The 17,781-nt window shown below is 37.3% G+C and carries 18 protein-coding genes; 16 read left to right on the forward strand and 2 right to left on the reverse strand.

Going from position 1 to position 17,781, the window contains the following annotated elements; genetic code table 11:
* Positions 1-2 precede the first annotated feature (2 nt).
* Positions 3-494 (reverse strand): DUF456 domain-containing protein, encoded by a 492-nt coding sequence (locus AC4IFE_RS01305; protein ID WP_490754265.1) that lies wholly within the window; start codon positions 492-494, stop codon positions 3-5.
* Between the two features lie 121 nt (positions 495-615).
* On the opposite strand from AC4IFE_RS01305, the gene AC4IFE_RS01310 reads away from it, so the two are divergent.
* From AC4IFE_RS01310 to AC4IFE_RS01365, 12 genes are all read left to right on the forward strand, one after another.
* The gene (locus tag AC4IFE_RS01310; protein ID WP_490754267.1) at positions 616-1,884 is read left to right on the forward strand and encodes a mechanosensitive ion channel family protein; all 1,269 of its coding nucleotides are present in this window, start codon (positions 616-618) and stop codon (positions 1,882-1,884) included.
* Between the two features lie 134 nt (positions 1,885-2,018).
* Positions 2,019-2,738: a pyridoxine 5'-phosphate synthase gene (locus AC4IFE_RS01315; protein ID WP_490754269.1), complete on the forward strand. Its 720-nt coding sequence runs from the start codon at positions 2,019-2,021 to the stop codon at positions 2,736-2,738.
* Between the two features lie 109 nt (positions 2,739-2,847).
* The gene (locus tag AC4IFE_RS01320; protein ID WP_490754271.1) at positions 2,848-3,627 is read left to right on the forward strand and encodes an alpha/beta fold hydrolase; all 780 of its coding nucleotides are present in this window, start codon (positions 2,848-2,850) and stop codon (positions 3,625-3,627) included.
* 114 nt (positions 3,628-3,741) lie between these two features.
* Positions 3,742-3,987 carry a microviridin/marinostatin family tricyclic proteinase inhibitor gene (locus AC4IFE_RS01325; RefSeq protein ID WP_490754273.1) on the forward strand — a complete coding sequence of 82 codons (246 nt, stop codon included), beginning with the start codon at positions 3,742-3,744 and terminating at the stop codon, positions 3,985-3,987.
* A 36-nt stretch (positions 3,988-4,023) separates the two neighbouring features.
* Positions 4,024-4,260, forward strand: coding sequence for a microviridin/marinostatin family tricyclic proteinase inhibitor (locus tag AC4IFE_RS01330; RefSeq protein ID WP_490754275.1), 237 nt, complete (start codon positions 4,024-4,026; stop codon positions 4,258-4,260).
* Between the two features lie 50 nt (positions 4,261-4,310).
* Positions 4,311-4,538: a microviridin/marinostatin family tricyclic proteinase inhibitor gene (locus AC4IFE_RS01335; RefSeq protein ID WP_490754277.1), complete on the forward strand. Its 228-nt coding sequence runs from the start codon at positions 4,311-4,313 to the stop codon at positions 4,536-4,538.
* An 81-nt stretch (positions 4,539-4,619) separates the two neighbouring features.
* Complete coding sequence (locus AC4IFE_RS01340; RefSeq protein WP_490754279.1) at positions 4,620-5,576, forward strand: MvdC/MvdD family ATP grasp protein; 957 nt, start codon at positions 4,620-4,622, stop codon at positions 5,574-5,576.
* Complete coding sequence (locus AC4IFE_RS01345) at positions 5,569-6,573, forward strand: MvdD family ATP-grasp ribosomal peptide maturase (RefSeq protein WP_490754280.1); 1,005 nt, start codon at positions 5,569-5,571, stop codon at positions 6,571-6,573. The genes AC4IFE_RS01340 and AC4IFE_RS01345 overlap by 8 nt, the downstream gene beginning before the upstream one ends.
* Positions 6,574-6,686: 113 nt before the next feature.
* Positions 6,687-7,625 carry a BPSS1187 family protein gene (locus AC4IFE_RS01350; RefSeq protein WP_490754281.1) on the forward strand — a complete coding sequence of 313 codons (939 nt, stop codon included), beginning with the start codon at positions 6,687-6,689 and terminating at the stop codon, positions 7,623-7,625.
* Positions 7,626-7,633: 8 nt separating this feature from the next.
* Positions 7,634-8,647, forward strand: a complete 1,014-nt coding sequence (locus AC4IFE_RS01355) for an NAD-dependent epimerase/dehydratase family protein (RefSeq protein ID WP_490754283.1) — start codon at positions 7,634-7,636, stop codon at positions 8,645-8,647.
* A complete protein-coding gene (locus tag AC4IFE_RS01360) occupies positions 8,644-10,413 on the forward strand; it encodes an AMP-dependent synthetase/ligase (protein WP_490754285.1) in 1,770 nt (589 codons plus the stop codon). The genes AC4IFE_RS01355 and AC4IFE_RS01360 overlap by 4 nt, the downstream gene beginning before the upstream one ends.
* Positions 10,414-10,579: 166 nt before the next feature.
* Positions 10,580-11,638, forward strand: a complete 1,059-nt coding sequence (locus AC4IFE_RS01365; protein WP_490754287.1) for a diphosphomevalonate decarboxylase — start codon at positions 10,580-10,582, stop codon at positions 11,636-11,638.
* A gap of 161 nt (positions 11,639-11,799) precedes the next feature.
* On the opposite strand, the gene AC4IFE_RS01370 is transcribed toward AC4IFE_RS01365, so the two are convergent.
* The gene (locus tag AC4IFE_RS01370) at positions 11,800-12,462 is read right to left on the reverse strand and encodes a DUF2461 domain-containing protein (protein WP_490754288.1); all 663 of its coding nucleotides are present in this window, start codon (positions 12,460-12,462) and stop codon (positions 11,800-11,802) included.
* A gap of 503 nt (positions 12,463-12,965) precedes the next feature.
* On the opposite strand from AC4IFE_RS01370, the gene AC4IFE_RS01375 reads away from it, so the two are divergent.
* The 4 genes from AC4IFE_RS01375 (at position 12,966) to AC4IFE_RS01390 (ending at position 17,700) form a co-directional block, all read left to right on the forward strand.
* Positions 12,966-14,675 (forward strand): DEAD/DEAH box helicase, encoded by a 1,710-nt coding sequence (locus AC4IFE_RS01375; RefSeq protein WP_306843774.1) that lies wholly within the window; start codon positions 12,966-12,968, stop codon positions 14,673-14,675.
* Between the two features lie 149 nt (positions 14,676-14,824).
* A complete protein-coding gene (locus AC4IFE_RS01380) occupies positions 14,825-15,463 on the forward strand; it encodes a DUF47 domain-containing protein (RefSeq protein WP_040998750.1) in 639 nt (212 codons plus the stop codon).
* A gap of 20 nt (positions 15,464-15,483) precedes the next feature.
* Positions 15,484-16,626 carry an inorganic phosphate transporter gene (locus AC4IFE_RS01385; protein ID WP_490754290.1) on the forward strand — a complete coding sequence of 381 codons (1,143 nt, stop codon included), beginning with the start codon at positions 15,484-15,486 and terminating at the stop codon, positions 16,624-16,626.
* 102 nt (positions 16,627-16,728) lie between these two features.
* Positions 16,729-17,700 carry a polyprenyl synthetase family protein gene (locus tag AC4IFE_RS01390; RefSeq protein ID WP_490754796.1) on the forward strand — a complete coding sequence of 324 codons (972 nt, stop codon included), beginning with the start codon at positions 16,729-16,731 and terminating at the stop codon, positions 17,698-17,700.
* The last annotated feature ends 81 nt before the right edge of the window (positions 17,701-17,781 follow it).

Genomic DNA, 17,781 nt, shown 5'->3' on the forward strand with positions numbered 1-17,781 from the left:
TTTTAAATAATATCAAGCATATCTAAAACTACTACCAAAAACATTGCCACACCTACCACAAGACTAAAACCTGTTCCGTAAATGAAACCGATAAACGCACCTTTGGTAGACCGTAAGGCCTTATTCATATCCTTACTGTCATGAAGAAGTTCCCCTATAAATACTCCGGCAAACATCCCGATCAGAAATCCTAAGGGAATAGGAATGAAAATTCCCACAATGGTTCCGATGATTGATCCGATGCTTCCCCAACGCGTTCCGCCGTATTTCCTGTTGGTCTTTGCGGGGATTACATAGCTCAGAACTACAGAAACTGCTGTGAGGATACCGAATGCCCAGATATAAAACATCGGCAGATCGGCATCTGTCCCGAATTTATAAATTAAAAGTCCGCAGATGCTTAATAAAAGCCCCGGAAGTACAGGAAGGAAAGTTCCCAGCATCCCGAGAACCAATAAAATAAGGCAGAGAATATTAATTAAGGTTGTATCCATTCTTTTAAATTATCAATGCAAGATAGGAAAAAAGAAAATTTACAGAAGCCTTTTTAATATTTGGGATGAAAATTGATTGTCAATAGTAAGATCATCATTCTTAATTTATAAATTTGCTGTAATGAAAGACGAAATACAAGACACTAAAAATTTTTTACAGGAAATAAGTGATCAGCTATACATCTATATCAGCCAGGTAACGCCCGGCGGAATGGATTGGGTTGTTCATATTATTATCAAGCTGGCACTTCTGTGTACCGTATTTTTAGTGGTAGATTTTGTTTTTAAATTTGCGATCAATTTTATTTTCAGATTTTTCAGGAATGATGAAAAATATCCAATCATCAGATCTATCTACCAGTCTAAAATCTCCAATTCTGTGGCTCATTTTGCTGCGCTTTTGGTGGTTGCGGGAATACATCCTTCTATATTTCCGGCAACGGCACTTCCTAAAACAAATATTTTTATCAACAGGTCTATCAATTTGGGGCTTGTACTTATCCTTGCCGGAATGCTTTACAGGTCATTAACAGGTTTCAGGAATTATTTCACCATAAAGCAGGACTTTTATAAGATTATGGCGCTGAATGCTATTTCAGAAACCGTAAAGATCTTAGGGATTTTCATATTTTCCGTATTGGGAGTATGCGTCATGTTTGGAATTAAAGGAACCACTATTGTCGGGAGTTTAGGAGCTATTACGGCTGTGCTGGTACTGGTTTTCAGAGATACCATTTTAGGTTTTGTGACCGGGATTCATGTTGCTACTTCCAAAAACCTTAAGGTAGGGGACTGGGTAAGCATTCCGAAATACAGCATGGAAGGAAATATTATAGATATCAGTCTTCTGACAACGAAAGTTATGAATTTTGATAAAACCATTTCTACAATTCCTACCTATGACCTTTTGACTACGGAGATCAGAAACCTTCAGGTGATGTCCGAATCCAATACAAGAAGAATCAAGAAATCTATTTATTTTAATATCAATTCTTTTAAATTTTTGAATGAAGAAGATATTGAACGTTTAAAAGAAATCAACCTGATCTCGGATTATCTGAAAGAGAAAACACTGGAGATAGAAAAAGAAAAACAGGACCTGAAGCATAATGATAAAACCATTAACGGAAGACAGCTTACCAATATCGGGGTTTTCAGGTATTATGCCCAAAAATATATAGAGAATGATCCGGATATAGATCAGAAAGGGGCTAAAATGGTCCGCCAGATGGATATTACGCCACAGGGACTTCCTCTTGAAGTATATTGTTTTGCAAATGATTCCAAATGGGAGCATTTTGAGCAGATCCAGGCTGATATTTTCGATCATCTCCTGGTGGCTTCTAAAGAATTTGATCTTCAGGTGATGCAGATAAGCATTAAGGCATAAATAGAGAAGTTAGAAACTGAAGAGCAGAAGTTAGTATAATTCGACCGTTACTTTTATCCAGCTAGAGAAGTAACCCCAAAACTGATTTCTGACTCTAATATCTAATTTCTAAAAAATAACATCTAAATAAAGAAATGACAAAATTAAGCGTAAACATTAATAAAATTGCGACATTAAGAAATGCCAGAGGAGGTGATACCCCAAGCGTAACAGAAGCAGCCGTAAAAATTCAGGAATTTGGAGGACAGGGAATTACCATACATCCCAGACCTGATGAAAGGCACATTACAAGAAAAGACGTATATGATCTGAAGCCGCTCGTTACCACTGAATTCAATATTGAAGGAAATCCGCACCGCACTTTTATTGATATGGTTCTGGAAGTGAAACCTGAACAGGTAACTTTGGTTCCGGATGCAGATGATGCCATTACATCCAATGCCGGTTGGGATACTAAAAAGCATCTGGACTTTCTGACCGAAATTATTACAGAGTTTAAAAATGCAGGAATCCGTACCTCTGTTTTTCTTGATCCTCTTCCTGAGCTGGTAGAACATGCTGCGAAAACAGGAGCCGACAGAATTGAGCTCTACACTGAAGCTTACGCGAAAAACTATCTTATCAATAAAGAACAGGCTATAAAACCTTATTATGATACAGCGGTTGCTGCTACAGAATTCGGTTTGGGAATCAATGCTGGGCATGATCTGAGCCTGGAAAATTTAAAATACTTTGCAGACCATATTCCGAATCTTCTTGAAGTTTCTATTGGGCATGCCTTGGTTTCTGAAGCTCTTTATATGGGACTTGAAAACACCGTTCAGGCTTATTTGAAGAGACTGGCAAAATGGTAAAGAAGAAGCTAGAAATTAGAGGTTAGAAGCCAGTGTAAAGACATGCTTTAAATATTAACTCCCAGCCCTAAATTCTAGCTTCTAACTTCTAATATCTAACCTCTAAAAAATGGAAATCTTAAATTCAAAAATATTCGGCGAGAATCTTACGGTTACGCCACTTCTTGTATTTCACGGACTGTTTGGAATGCTCGACAACTGGGGAAGTTTTGGAAAAGACTTAGGTGAATACCTTCCCGTACACCTGATCGATCTTAGAAATCACGGGAGAAGCTTTCATTCCGAAAGTATGTCTCATGATGACCTGGCGGATGATATTGCACATTATATGGATCATTATGGTATTCAGAAGGCCCATGTTCTGGGACATTCTCTGGGTGGAAAGGCAGTGATGCAGTTTGCTTTAAAATATCCTGAAAGAGTAGAAAAGCTGATTGTAGTGGATATTTCCCCAAAAGCCTATCCTCCGCATCATCAGGGAATCATTAAAGCTCTTGAAATTGTGGATTTCAATACGGCAGGCTCTCGTGGTGATGTGGAAGCAGTATTAAGCCAATACATTCCTGAAAAATCAACGATCCAGTTTCTGGCAAAAAATCTATACTGGGACGACAATAAAAAGCTGAACTGGAGATTCAATCTTAAAACCCTGTCTGAAAAATATAACGAATTTGTCTCTAATGCCGTGAAATTTGGAGTTTTCGAAGGTGATTCTTTATTTATTGCAGGCGAAAAATCAAATTATATCCTTCCTCAGGATGAATACGGGATCAAACAGCAGTTTCCAAAAGCGAAAATTGTTACAGTAAAAAATGCCGGACATTGGGTTCAGGCTGAAAATCCGGTTGATTTTGCGAAAGTTGTTAAAGAATTTTTAGGTTTGAGTTAATTTAATTCTTTCTTTTTGTGGGTTTAGTTAAAATTCTCTTAAAATAAAACAATATATCCCCGTGCATTGAAATTTTTTGTACTTTAGTTTGCATAAAACTAAATATAATAACTTATGGAAAAGAAAAACTCAAAAAAGCCATTCTTTGCTTCATTTTTAGAGAAACAGATCAATGATCCTGAGACTATTCAGGGAGGTGGAATTACGACACCTACTACTGATGTACTTACTGTACCTACGAGAGATACTGTCACGACTTCACCATTTCTTGATAATGCAACATCGCAGTTAAAAGATCAGGCGGTGACAATGAAATATCCTTCCGACAGCGACGAGAGTGGAGATCTGGATGCACTATAATCAGCATTACAAAATAACATAATCTACTCAATTACCATGAAAGACGAGAATTCAAAAAAGAAGCCCTTTTTTGCTTCGTTCCTGGAAAAGCAGATCAAAGATCCGGAAACCATCCAGGGAGGCGGCATTATTACCAGTACCGATAACGACATCGTTACGGCACCTTCAGCTGATAATGTTACAGCACAGGTTTTTGACAACGTAACGCTTCCGAGCAAGGATCTTTTGGTTACGATGAAGTATCCTTCGGATGGTGATGAAGATGTTGTTTAAATTTCTCCGGAAAGAAATCAAAAGCATATTTTAACCAAAACTAAATTATTATGAAAAACAAAAATTCACAAAAAAAACCGTTTTTTGCGTCATTTTTAGAAAAGCAGCTTAAAGATCCTGAAACAGTGAAAGGAGGCGGTGAGATTACTATTCCTGAAAGAGATGTGATCACAAAACCGTCAGTTGATACGGTGACTTCACCTCAAGATGATCTGATGCATACAATGAAGTATCCATCTGACGGAGATGATGATGCCCCAACAGTACCATTAGACTAATACTTTAAAGAAATAATCGTATTATACAATCTTCCAAAGGAAACTTACCACTAAGTTTCCTTTTTTAATAAAAGCCGGCCAATGATTCTCTGCATTACCCATTCGAAGGATTTTTACAATATCGATATCTTTTTTGAATATCTTGCTTCTAAGGATATTCCTTACTTCAGACTGAATTCTGACCGTATGAACCATCTCCAGAAGCTCACCGTAAATGAAAATTCATTTGAACTGACCGATGAGTATGGAAATACCGTTCACTCCAAAGATATCAAAGCAGTATGGCACAGAAAGGCCTGGGGAATAACTGTTCCCGAAGAACTGGATGAAGATTACAAAAAAATATTCCTGGCCGCGTATGCAAATCTACGCTATAATCTGATCTCTGTTTTGGAAGATATTCCATGGATCAATCCTTATGAAAATGAAAGAAAGATTGATGGAAACAAAATGCTTCAGCTGAAAATAGCAAAAGAAAGTAACCTGACCATCCCTGAAACTATTTTTTCCAACGATGAACAAAGGATCACTGCCTTTTTTCATGAATTCTGCAATGGTAAAGCGGTTGCAAAACTTCACAGTCTGACAGCTAAATCCATGAATGGCGAGAACCTTATTTCAACCATGGTCATTGAAGAAGCTACCCTGGAGCATATTGCAGATATTACTTATTGTCCGATGATCTTCCAGCCCTATATAGACAAAGAATATGAATTGAGAATTGTTTATATAGCCGGAGAGTTTTTTACCGGAAAGATTAACAATAGCGACAATGCAGACTGGAGACTAGCTCAAGAAAATTATGCATGGTCTGCCTATGAACTGCCGGAAAAAGTCAAAACCGGTCTTGCTTCAATGATGAAAAAAATGGAGCTTTATATCGGAGCCATAGACATGATCCGGGGAAAAGACGGAGCATATTATTTCCTTGAAGTAAATCCTCAGGGAGAATGGGGAATGCTCCAGAAAGAGCTTGGGTTTCCCATTGCAGAAAGAATTGCCGATAACCTTATAAAAAGAATCAATATCCATGAATAAAATACTAATTATAACGCATACACAAGATAATTTTTCAATCGAAAAAGTAACAGAATATATAGAGAAAAACGGCTGCGAGGTCATTCGCTTCGATGTAGACCTGTATCCAATACAAAATAAACTTTCCACTGTTTTTCAGGATGGTGAGTGGGTAAGTGTCCTTGAAACCAAAGAGGCAAAATACCGTCTTGACGATATTGCTGCAATCTGGTACAGAAGAGCTTACAACATCGGAAACGGGGTGAAAGAAGAAATGGATAAAAAGTTTTATAGTGCCGCAATGGGCGAGATCCGCAACACACTTTTTGGATTTATAGAATCTGTAGATGCTTATGCACTGGGAAAACCGGGAGTTTACAGAAGACTGGACAGTAAGGAAGAGCAGTTGAAAATTGCCGTTAAGCTAGGCCTTAAAATTCCGGAAACCTGCCTTACCAATAATCCTGAAGAAGCCAGACAATTCATCCTTAAGCATCAGAATGTGATAGCCAAAATGCAGACCGGCTTTGCCATCTATGAAGACGGTGTGGAAAATGTGGTTTTTACCAATGTAGTTAATGAAGACAAACTTGAAGAACTGGATTCACTGGTGTATTGCCCGATGCAGTTCCAGAAAAAAATAGAAAAGAAAAAAGAATTACGGGTTACCATTGTTGGTCGGGATGTATATGCTTTCGAAATAGATTCCCAGCAGTCCGAAGATGCAAAGATTGACTGGAGAAAGGACGGGGTGAATCTGCTCACCAAATGGGTAAGGACAGAACTTCCTTCAGATGTTGAAGCCAAGCTTCTGGAGCTTTTAGATGTTTACAACGTAGATTACGGTGCTATAGACATCATTGTTTCTCCCGAAGACGAATATTATTTCATCGAGATCAATGCTGCAGGAGAATTTTTCTGGTTAGATAATTTAACAGAAGAAAATCTGATTTCGAAGAGTATTGCAGACGTTCTTTGTGACAAAGCGCCAAGAAGGAACAATATGATTGTGGTATAGATAAGTTTAATTTTAATAATTCCTAAAAAGTTATAAAATTTAAGCCACAGCCATATAAAAATACTTTTTATCATTAGCTAAAATACTATCTTTGTGAAAAAGTACATAAAGAAATGAAAAAAAGTATTATTAGAAGCATTATGGCTATTATTATAGCTTTAATGTATGTTCCTGTAGCTGCACAAAAAACCATAGATTCAGCTGTTTATAAAATAATTAAAGTGAAGCCAAGCAAGCTAGATCAATCTGTCCGGATGGCGGACGACCCTCACATTGTTTTTTATAATCCAAAAATAAAAAATAATAAAATTTTGCTTTGGCTTACAGGAACAGGAGGAACAACAAAACATGTTCCCGAATCATTTATCAATACAGCTTTAGAAAGCGGGTATAGAGTAATTGCAATTTCGTTTATCTCTGATCCGGGGGTTTCTCAGGTTTGTATAGGTGATAATTTGAAATCAGACACAGACTGTGCTGCTGAATTTAGAAGAATGAGAATTTACGGGACACCCGCTTTTTCTTTAATTCCGGATAAACCTCAGGATGCAATAGTACCCAGGTTCATCAAACTATTACAAAGCCTTTCAAAATCTGATCCTCAGGGAGGCTGGTCTGCCTATCTGAAAAATGATAGTCCCGACTGGAACAAAATTGCCGTTTCCGGACAATCACAGGGAGGAGGCATGGCTGAATTTATTGCTCAGAATAATTCTGTAGACAGGGTTATTAGTTTTTCGGGAGGTTGGGACTATTCAAATTCTAAAGAGAAAAAAATAGCTGGCTGGTATTTTAACAAAAGTAAAACACCAGCAGAGAAATGGTATGCTACCTATCATATTGATGAAATAGCCGCAAAAACTTTAGGAGAAATATGTACGGCATTAAAAATTCCAAAAGATCATATCTTTGCTTTTGATAAAAAAATAGACTTTTCATCAGAGAAGCCCAATAAAAAAAATAATAGAAATCCATATCATACACAAGGTATTAAAAACACCATATATAAATCTGTATGGCAGACAATGCTTGGGAACGGAAAAATAAATTAAAACAGTAAATGGTATTTGTAACAGGAGCAACGGGAATTTTAGGCAGAGTCATTGTTTTAGAGCTTCTTAAAAAAGGAAAAAGCGTACGTGCCTCCAAAAGACCGGGGAGCAATTTAAACGATGTAAAACATTCTTACGGCTTCTATACAAAGAATCCCGAAGATCTTTTTAATAAGATCGAATGGGTAGATGTAGATTTTGACGATCTTGATTCTCTTCAGAACGCATTAGAAGGTGTGGAAGAGGTTTATCACTGTGCTGCAAAAGTAAGCTTCCATCCGCATGATGCAAAAGAAATGTACCATACCAATGTAAAAGGTATAGAAAATCTGCTGTTTGTATGCGAAGGTTCAATGGTGAAAAAATTTCTGCATGTAAGCACGATTGCTGTTTTAGATATTTTTAATGAAAAAGGAGAACTGGACGAAACCTCAGAATTTAATCCCAAAGAAGAACATTCTGCTTATGCTGTTTCTAAGCATCTTGCTGAAATGGAAGTGTGGAGAGCCTCTGCTGAAGGGCTGAACACCATAATCGTAAATCCGGGAATGATCATCGGAAGTGGAAACTGGGGGCAGAGCAGTGGAGATATCTTTCCTACTTTCGAAAAAAATGGGTTTACATTTTCCGGTGGAACAAGTTATATAGACGTACGAGATGCTGCTCGGATTTCAATTGAGCTGATGGAAAAGAATGCTTTCGGAGAACGTTTTATTCTCATTTCCGAAAATAAAAGATATGCAGAGCTTGGAAAACAGATCAGAGGCCAGCTTGGACTGAAAGAAGCAAAAATCCTTACAAAATCTCAGCTAAGCTTGGGAAGATTCGCCAATATCCTTTTTGGGTGGCTGATCCCTAAGCTGAGAATCATTACAAAATCCAATATTGAATCCATCTCATCACTCAATACCATTTCCAATCAGAAAATTAAAGAAAAGACCAACTATCAGTTTATCTCTGTGAAAGATAGTATAGATTTTCATCTTAAAAATTATATTAACGACAAAAAGCTGAATTCATGAACCTTGCAGCAGCAATTATACTTAAAAATGTAGAAAAGCATCCGGTAAAATCAGCGATAGGCTTTAAAAAGAAAGACGAAGCCTGGAAAGAGCTGAGCTGGAAAAAATTCGGTGAGATCGTTTTTAAAACAGCCAATGCGCTGAAAAATGCGGGAATTCAGGAAAATGATAAAGTAGCCATTTACTCAGATAATTCTTCGGAATGGGTGATTTTTGATCTGGCTTCAATGGCCATTGGTGCTGTTACCGTACCTGTTTATTCTACCAATAATGCAGAGCAGGCAGAATATATTGTAAATGATTCCTCTGCAAAGGCTGTCCTTGTCGGAAGTCAGGAGCAGTATGATGCTTGCCTGGAAATTTTGCAGAAAGAAGAAAATCAGTTGGAAACCATTATTGTTTCCAAAAAATCTGTCTGGATCAAGAAAGAGCTGAACAGCTTCTATCTCGAAGATTTCATCGCAAAATCCTCTCCTAAGCTGGAGATCTGTAAAAAAGAATATGATGATACAGCAACGCTGATCTATACGTCAGGAACTACAGGAACACCGAAAGGCGTAATGCTTACCCATGGAAATTTCATCAAAGCTTTCGATTCCCACTTTGAGTTTTTTAAATTTAAAAATTTCGAAGAAGAGTTGTCATTGGCATTCCTTCCATTAAGTCATGTTTTCGAAAGAAGCTGGAGCCTGCTTTGTTTGTATGGCGGTGCAAGAGTGTATTTCCTGGAAGATCCGAAAAATATTGCCAAAACTCTGGAAGAAGTAAAACCGACCATGATGTGTGCGGTGCCGAGGTTTTTCCAGAAAGTATATGCCGGCGTTCTGGAAAAAGCAGAAGAAGGTTCATCATTGAAGAAAAAAATCTTCGACTGGGCATTGGCAACAGGATGGCAGACAGCAGAACTGAGAAGAAACGAAAAACAGATTCCTCTCGGGTTAAAACTGAAAGAATCCGTGGCAGATATGCTGGTGTTCAGTAAAATTAAAGAAAAGATGGGCGGAAGGCTATGGTTCTTGCCTTGCGGAGGAGCATCCCTGTCACCGGAAGTTACGAAATTCTTCGATTCGGTAGGAATTCACGTAACAGTAGGTTATGGATTGACCGAAACAACGGCAACACTTACACTTTTCCCATTAACACATTTTGAGCACGGAACGAGTGGAAAACCCTTACCCGGTGTAGAAATCCGTATCGGAGAAAACGATGAGATCCAGGCCAAAGGGAACGGGATTATGAAAGGCTATTACAATAAGCCTGAAGAAACACGCAAAGTTTTCACGGAAGACGGATGGTTCAAAACAGGAGATGCCGGAAAATTTGATGATAAAGGAAACCTGATCATCACAGACAGGATCAAAGACCTCATGAAAACATCCAACGGAAAGTACGTGGCCCCGCAGCAGATCGAGAATCTTCTTACCAATAATAATTTTATCCAACAGATCATGCTTGTAGCGGAAGGCAGACAGTTCGTTTCAGCCCTTATCGTTCCCAATTTTGAGTTTCTGCAGGATTTTATGAAGAAAAACAATATTCCTTTTACCAATTGGGAAGAAGCGGTGGAAAATGAAAAGATCATTGCTTTGTACAAAGAAAAAATTAAAGAACTGCAGGTTCACCTGGCGGATTACGAAAAAGTAAAAAAGTTTACATTAATGCCTGCTGAATTTGATATCAATACCGGCGAAATTACACCTACATTGAAAGTCAAAAGAAATGTAGTACTTAAAAAATATGCAGATATTATAGAGAAAATGTATTAAAATAAAACGATCTAAACCACAAAAGACACAAACGGTTTTTTCCAATAAAAAAACTTAAGTGGTCTAGAATAGACAGTTTTATTTAACTTATGAATAAATTAAGTGTTAAGGTTCTTTTGTGCCTTTTATGGTTAAATAAAAGCATTTTATCATTTTAAATCAGACTATGACAACACAAGAATTTCTAGGGAAACAAAATTTTACCATCCATACCCGGACAGTTTCAGAAAGCTGTCCATCCAATATTGCCCTGATTAAATACTGGGGCAAATACGATAACCAGATTCCAGCAAACCCAAGCATCAGCTACACCTTAAATCATTGTAAGACCAATACTTCTATAGAATTTCTGGCAGATGAACCATTCTCTGTTCAGACTTTTCTGTCAGGAAATGAAGAAGTGAAATTTGCTGAAAAAATAGAAAAATATTTCAAAAATATTGAGCAGTATTTACCCTGGATTCTGAAAGGGAAATATATCATCAGAACAGAAAATACCTTTCCCCACAGTTCCGGGATTGCAAGTTCGGCTTCCGGATTCGGTGCTATTGCTAAATGCCTGATGAAGCTGAATGCAGAGTTTTCAGGAAATGAATCTCAAGAAGAATCATTAAGAAAAGCATCATTTTTAGCGAGATTAGGAAGCGGAAGCGCATGCAGGAGTCTGTACAATGGGCTCGTGGTCTGGGGAACATCAGATGAGGTAGGAGGAAGTTCAGACCTGTTTGCGGTAAAATATCCTGATGCAGAAATTCATGATGTATTTAAAAACTTCAACGATTGGGTCCTGTTGATCCATGAAGGGCAGAAAAGCGTTTCCTCAACCGTAGGACACGGCCTGATGAACACCAATCCTTATGCTGAAAGAAGATTTCAGGAAGCAAGGGAGAATTTTGTTCCTATGAAGGAAATTTTAAAAAATGGTGATATGGAGCGTTTCATCAAATTGGTGGAGCATGAAGCGCTTACTCTTCACGCCATGATGATGATGAGTGATCCTGCTTTTATTCTGATGAAAACCGGAACACTGGAGGTGATCAATAAAATCTGGGATTTCAGAAGAGAAACGGGCCTGCCGCTGTTCTTCACGCTGGATGCCGGGGCCAACGTTCATCTCCTATTCCCAGACAATGGTTCTGAAGATAAGATCAAAACATTCATCGAAACCGAATTATTGCAGCACACCCAGAAAAATGGAGTAGTGAAGGACGTAATGAAGTTTTAAAAGATTATAATATAAAAATCTGCTTAATCTGTCAAATCTGCGAGAGTTTTTTTCCAGATTTGACAGATTAAGCAGATTTCTTTTTTAAACTTTCAGTAAAAAAATAAAGTCAGTTTACATTTAACTTTTGTATTTATCTTTTTAATTAAACGTGGAATATTTTATTGAAAAGGTGCATTCAGGAAATCATTGAAAGGCTTCATAAGTTTAAAGATCTTAGTTATATTTTTTAGGGCATTCTTGTCCAGAATTTCTTCGTCTTTCAAATAGTAGATCACAATAAAATTCTTTAATTTCAAATATTCACCCATTGGATCCTCTTTCTCAAATCCCTGCGGAATTTTTTTCAGCTTATCGTCCTGATCCAGTTCCGGAAAATGCTTTTTGAACTCTTTCTGGTTAATGATTTTAAGGAAATCGTCGCCATAAAGTGAGATCTCTTTCCTTACTTCCTTCAGAACAGAAGACTCCGGCATATAGATTCCGCCCGCCAGAAAAGATTTTCCCGGTTCCATATGCAGATAATAGCCTCCTTTCTGACTTCCTTTACCCATACCGAGAGAGGCTCCGAAATTGGTTTTGTAAGGTGACTTGTCTTTTGAAAACCGGGTGTCTCTGTAAATCCTGAATAGTGATTTTTTACCGTCAATTTTCGCCAATTCTTCATCAAAACCCGACATTTCTTTGATCAATCCGTCAAGAAAGGCAATAACATTTTCCTGTGCCTCGGTATAAGCGGCTTTATTTTCATTAAACCATTCACGGTTGTTGTTGGCGGTTAGGTTTGTTAGAAATGTCAGTGTTTCCGGATTTATAATATTCATGTTTTTAATGTTTAATATGATGTGCTGTGAATTTATTTTAAACCAAGTTAAAAAATAAAGTCATGCTGACCAAACTTATATAGTGCAGTCCATGCTTTAAAATAAAAGCTGGGTAATTCCGGCAGTTTAAAAAATAAATAGAATACTTAAAATAACCGGACGTAAAGAAAATTATACTTAACCATTGAGTGATAAATATCTAAAAATTGTCGCAGTTAAAGGAAATAATCCGGATGGGGAAGAAAGGTAATTTTAAAGAAAAAAATTACCATGAATTATGTTATTTTTGAAAATTCATAAATAATACCGAAAAAATCAAACCAATTTAATAAAAAAAAATAATGTTTAACATGTTTTTAATGCAGGCCGTGTTTTTTTGGATTTAATTTTTTAAAAATTAAGAAACTATTAAAGGATTCTGAATTAAAGTTTACATATTTAAAACTTTATTCAAAAACAAATCAAATATTTGTTGTATCTTTGCAAAAATTTTAAAATATTTAATGAATTTATTTACGGAGTCCAATTTAAGTCCTGACATCCTTAAGGCAGTTGGCGAACTGGGTTATGAAAGCCCGACAGAAATCCAAAAACAGACTATCCCTTTCATTCTTTCAGATATTCGCGATTTGATCGCACTTGCGCAGACAGGGACAGGCAAAACAGCAGCGTTTTCGCTTCCGATTTTGGATATGATTGACGAAACGAGTCGCAAAATCCAATTTTTGGTCCTTTGTCCGACACGGGAATTATGTCTTCAGATTTCTAAAGACATAAAAAATTATTCCAAGTACATGAAAGACATCAAAACCACAGCGGTTTACGGTGGAAGCAGTATTATGGATCAGATTCGCTCTTTAAAGGACAAACCACAAATTATTGTAGGTACTCCGGGGAGAGTAATCGACCTTATCAACAGAAAAGCCCTAGATTTTTCTGCCATTCATTGGTTAGTTTTAGACGAAGCTGATGAAATGCTTTCCATGGGTTTCAAAGATGAGTTGGAAACAATTTTAAGTGAAACACCGGATACAAAGCAAACTTTCTTGTTCTCGGCAACGATGAACAAAGAAGTGGAAAGAATTTCTAAAAATTATCTTACCAACCCGCACCGTATTTCTGTAGGTTCTATTAACGAAGTTAAAAAGAACATTAAGCATGAATATTACGTGGTAGGTTACCGTCAGAAAAAAGAAGCTCTTAAGAGATTAATTGATGCAAACCCTAACCAGTATTCTATTCTTTTCTGCAGAACAAGAATGGAAACTCAGGAGGTTGCAGATTTCCTGATGCAGAATGGCTATGCAGCGGATGCTCTACATGGAGATCTATCCCAGGCACAGAGAGATACGGTAATGAAGAAATTCAGACTGAAAAACATCGATATCCTTGTAGCGACTGATGTTGCTGCAAGAGGTCTGGATGTGAACTCTTTAACGCACGTTATCCACTATTCTTTACCTGATGATCCGGAAGTATTCGTTCACAGAAGCGGAAGAACCGGAAGAGCTGGAAAAGACGGTATTTCAATGGCATTAATAAAGCCGGAAGAAAGCAGAAAACTGAAGCAGATCAAATCTGCAACTAAAATCGATATCGTAGAAAAATTTATTCCAACAGGTGATGATATTATCAAAGCTCAGGTTGGAGGAGTTTTTGAAAAACTATTTACAGAGCATGAAGAAGATATCTTTGAATTTAACGATAGCTTAATTCCTGATCTGAGTGCTTTCACTAAAGAAGAACTTGTTCATAAACTGTTACAGTTCCAGTTGAAAGATCTTGCGCTGTACTACAAAGATAAGCATGATCTTGTTGAGCAGAAGTTCAGCAGCAGAGATGATGATTATTCACGAAGAGACAGAGGACGTGACAGAGACAGAGACAGGGGAAGAGATCGTGGAGATCGTGATACACGAGGAAGCAGAGATAGCAGAGACCGTGGTGGAAAACCTAGAAGAAAGGACGAAAACATGGTGAGATTCTTCTTCAACCTTGGGAAAAAAGATCAGTTGAAAAAGCTTGATGTATTAGATATCATCAATAAAGCGACAGCCGGAAAAAGCAAAAAAAGAGCGGAAATCGGTGATATTGAAATCTTAGAAAAATTTTCTTTCTTTGAAGTGGAAAAATCATTCCAGGAAAATGTAATGAGTAATATTCCTTCAATGAAATTTAAGGGAAAAGAAATGAGAGCTGAAGTAGCAAACTAAGGCTTCTCAAGATATATAAAACCGGCTTTTGGCCGGTTTTTTTATTTGATAATCAGGTGTTAACCTAATGTTAACAAAACTTAATGTTATATTGTTTCAGGGCAAATCCTTTTTTAGGAAATTTGCACTCAAATTATAAATACATAAAAATGGGAATTGGTAATATTTTCCACGCTTTTCAACCAAAAGATAAAATCTTCTTTGTGCTTTTTGAAAAAGTAACGGAGAACCTAGTGGCAATGTCTGAAGACTTTAATAACGGTATCAAAGATTTCGATCTTAATGATGATACAATGTTAAAAAGAATGAGCGACTATGAGCACAAAAACGACGAACTGACCCATGAGATCTTTGTTGAATTAGGAAAAAACTTCATTACGCCGTTCGACCGTGAAGATATTCACACCCTGGCAACCGGCCTTGATGATATCGCTGATTACATCTATGCTTCCACAAAATACATCTTCCTATACAAATCGCCTGAAATGAAGGCTTACTCAGATTTTTCATTATTGATCCACAAAGCTTGTCTTGAGATCCAGAATGCGATGAAAAACCTTAAAGGCTTCAAAAATATGGACCAGGTAAAAGAAGCATGTATCAAAGTGAACTCTATTGAAAACATTGCAGATGACCTGCTTTCCAACTCAATGGTAGATCTTTTTGAAACTAATGATGCCATTAACATTATCAAAGTTTCATCTGTACTTAATTATCTTGAAATAGTAACTGACAAAGCAGAAGATGTTGCCAACACGATTGAGAACATCATGATTAAATACGCTTAAAACAATTATAACTTACAGAAATGGAATTTCCGATTTTACTTACGGTTATTATTGCTTTGGCTTTAATTTTCGATTATATTAATGGTTTTCATGATGCGGCCAATTCAATCGCAACCATTGTTTCTACAAAAGTTTTAAGCCCTTTTCAGGCTGTACTTTGGGCAGCACTATGGAACTTTGCAGCCTTCTTTTTAGCAGCCTATGTGATAGGTGAATTCAGGATAGGGAACACCATTGCTAAAACAGTGAATGAGAATTTTATCACACTTGAAGTGATATTTTCAGGTCTTTTGGCAGCAATCGCATGGAATCTTTTAACCTGGTGGTTTGGTATCCCATCTTCATCTTCGCATACACTTATCGGAGGGTTTTTAGGAGCGGCCCTGATGCATGCTTTCATGCTGGACTATCACAATGTTGTAGCCACACAGCCAAATCTTGGGATGTTTGATACATTAAAACAGGCTTTTCATCAGTTAACAACTCAGAGTGTTGTAAAATTTGATAAAGTGATTCCTATTTTCCTTTTCATTTTCATGGCTCCGATAATAGGGATGGTAATATCAATCATCATTACATTAATTATTGTTCATCTTTATAAAAGATCCAACCCGTACAAAGCAGACAAGTCTTTCAAGAGATTACAGCTTGTTTCATCAGCACTTTTCAGTGTAGGTCACGGTCTGAATGATGCTCAGAAAGTAATGGGTATTATTGGTGCTGCCCTGATTTACTATCACGTGGAAATGCTGCACGATCCGGTATACCTTAACATTCCGTCTGCCGGTCGTTTTGATTACTTCGCACAGCACTATCTTTGGGTTCCTTTGGTATCATTCCTTGCGATTGGTTTAGGAACAATGAGCGGAGGCTGGAAGATCATCAAGACAATGGGGACGAAAATTACGAAAGTAACTCCATTGGAAGGAGTAAGTGCTGAAACGGCAGGAGCTATTACACTTTTCCTGACAGATCAGCTTAGTATTCCCGTATCTACAACACATACCATTACAGGCTCCATTATCGGGGTAGGATTAACGAAAAGAATCTCTGCTGTAAGATGGGGAATTACAGTAAGCCTTCTTTGGGCTTGGATACTGACAATTCCTATTTCAGCAATTGTTGCTGCGCTTACTTATCTTGCAGTAACATTTCTGTCTTAATTTAAATGCACAATACATCATATAAACTTTGTCCTTCGGGACGAAGTTTTTTGTTTTATAAAGCCTTGAAAAATTGTATTTTTGTTCAAACTATTAGATTTTATGGAATTTTTAGACAGATACCAGCAGATTGTTGCTGAAGCCATTACTAAGTATACTTTCAAAGACAAGCCCGCAGAACTCTATGATCCGATGAACTACATCATTTCCCATGGCGGAAAGCGTCTTCGTCCTATTATGGTACTGATGGCCTGCGACCTCTTTGGCGGAGACCTTAAACAGGCAATAAAACCTGCACTGGCCATTGAATTTTTCCATAATTTCACCCTTATCCATGATGATATTATGGATGAAGCTCCTTTAAGAAGGAATAAGCCTACTATCCATACCCTTCATGGGATCAATGTCGGGATCCTTTCCGGAGACGGACTGATGCTGAAAGCCTATAAATTTTTTGAAGACCTTGAACCTGAAATTTTTAAGGCTTGTATCAGGATCTTTACGCATACAGGACTTCTTCTGTGTGAAGGGCAGCAATACGACATCAATTTTGAAACTCAGGAGAATGTAACATACGATGATTATATCAGAATGATCACTTACAAAACAGGGGTTCTGAGTGCATCTTCCTTTGAAATAGGGGCACTTATTGCAAAAGCTAATTTTAAAGATGCCAAAGCTATCTTTAATTTCGGAAAACATATCGGTATTGCGTTCCAGATTATGGATGATTATCTTGATGTATTTGGAGACCAGGCTCAGTTTGGGAAGAAGCATGCAGGGGATATTTATGAAAATAAAAAAACCGTTCTTTATCTTTTAGCCAGAGAACATGCCACAGAAGAAGAAAGAAGAGAATTAGACCACTGGTATGGTAAGAAAACCGATAATATTGATAAAGTATATGGTGTTGAAAAAATCTTCAGAAGAACTAAAGTGGATGAAAAAGCATTGCGCCTGATCGAAAAGCACAACGAAATAGGGCAGAGCTACCTGGAGAAGATCAATATTCCCGAAGAAAAGAAAAAACCTTTCATAGAACTGGCTAATTATCTGTTGAGAAGAGAAAGCTAAGATGACAGGTAAGAGGTTGTAAGTTTTCAAAGACTGACTACTACCTGCCACTTGTTATCTGCCACCAGCTACCTATTATCT

The sequence above is a fragment of the Chryseobacterium sp. UF-81 genome, assembly GCF_058245105.1.

Excerpts from the sequence above, each read along its gene's own strand:
- AC4IFE_RS01305 (WP_490754265.1), bottom strand. The coding sequence starts at position 494 with ATGGATACAACCTTAATTAATATTCTCTGCCTTATTTTATTGGTTCTC.
- AC4IFE_RS01310 (WP_490754267.1), top strand. The coding sequence starts at position 616 with ATGAAAGACGAAATACAAGACACTAAAAATTTTTTACAGGAAATAAGT.
- AC4IFE_RS01315 (WP_490754269.1), top strand. The coding sequence starts at position 2,019 with ATGACAAAATTAAGCGTAAACATTAATAAAATTGCGACATTAAGAAAT.
- AC4IFE_RS01320 (WP_490754271.1), top strand. The coding sequence starts at position 2,848 with ATGGAAATCTTAAATTCAAAAATATTCGGCGAGAATCTTACGGTTACG.
- AC4IFE_RS01325 (WP_490754273.1), top strand. The coding sequence starts at position 3,742 with ATGGAAAAGAAAAACTCAAAAAAGCCATTCTTTGCTTCATTTTTAGAG.
- AC4IFE_RS01330 (WP_490754275.1), top strand. The coding sequence starts at position 4,024 with ATGAAAGACGAGAATTCAAAAAAGAAGCCCTTTTTTGCTTCGTTCCTG.
- AC4IFE_RS01335 (WP_490754277.1), top strand. The coding sequence starts at position 4,311 with ATGAAAAACAAAAATTCACAAAAAAAACCGTTTTTTGCGTCATTTTTA.
- AC4IFE_RS01340 (WP_490754279.1), top strand. The coding sequence starts at position 4,620 with ATGATTCTCTGCATTACCCATTCGAAGGATTTTTACAATATCGATATC.
- AC4IFE_RS01345 (WP_490754280.1), top strand. The coding sequence starts at position 5,569 with ATGAATAAAATACTAATTATAACGCATACACAAGATAATTTTTCAATC.
- AC4IFE_RS01350 (WP_490754281.1), top strand. The coding sequence starts at position 6,687 with ATGAAAAAAAGTATTATTAGAAGCATTATGGCTATTATTATAGCTTTA.
- AC4IFE_RS01355 (WP_490754283.1), top strand. The coding sequence starts at position 7,634 with ATGGTATTTGTAACAGGAGCAACGGGAATTTTAGGCAGAGTCATTGTT.
- AC4IFE_RS01360 (WP_490754285.1), top strand. The coding sequence starts at position 8,644 with ATGAACCTTGCAGCAGCAATTATACTTAAAAATGTAGAAAAGCATCCG.
- AC4IFE_RS01365 (WP_490754287.1), top strand. The coding sequence starts at position 10,580 with ATGACAACACAAGAATTTCTAGGGAAACAAAATTTTACCATCCATACC.
- AC4IFE_RS01370 (WP_490754288.1), bottom strand. The coding sequence starts at position 12,462 with ATGAATATTATAAATCCGGAAACACTGACATTTCTAACAAACCTAACC.
- AC4IFE_RS01375 (WP_306843774.1), top strand. The coding sequence starts at position 12,966 with ATGAATTTATTTACGGAGTCCAATTTAAGTCCTGACATCCTTAAGGCA.
- AC4IFE_RS01380 (WP_040998750.1), top strand. The coding sequence starts at position 14,825 with ATGGGAATTGGTAATATTTTCCACGCTTTTCAACCAAAAGATAAAATC.
- AC4IFE_RS01385 (WP_490754290.1), top strand. The coding sequence starts at position 15,484 with ATGGAATTTCCGATTTTACTTACGGTTATTATTGCTTTGGCTTTAATT.
- AC4IFE_RS01390 (WP_490754796.1), top strand. The coding sequence starts at position 16,729 with ATGGAATTTTTAGACAGATACCAGCAGATTGTTGCTGAAGCCATTACT.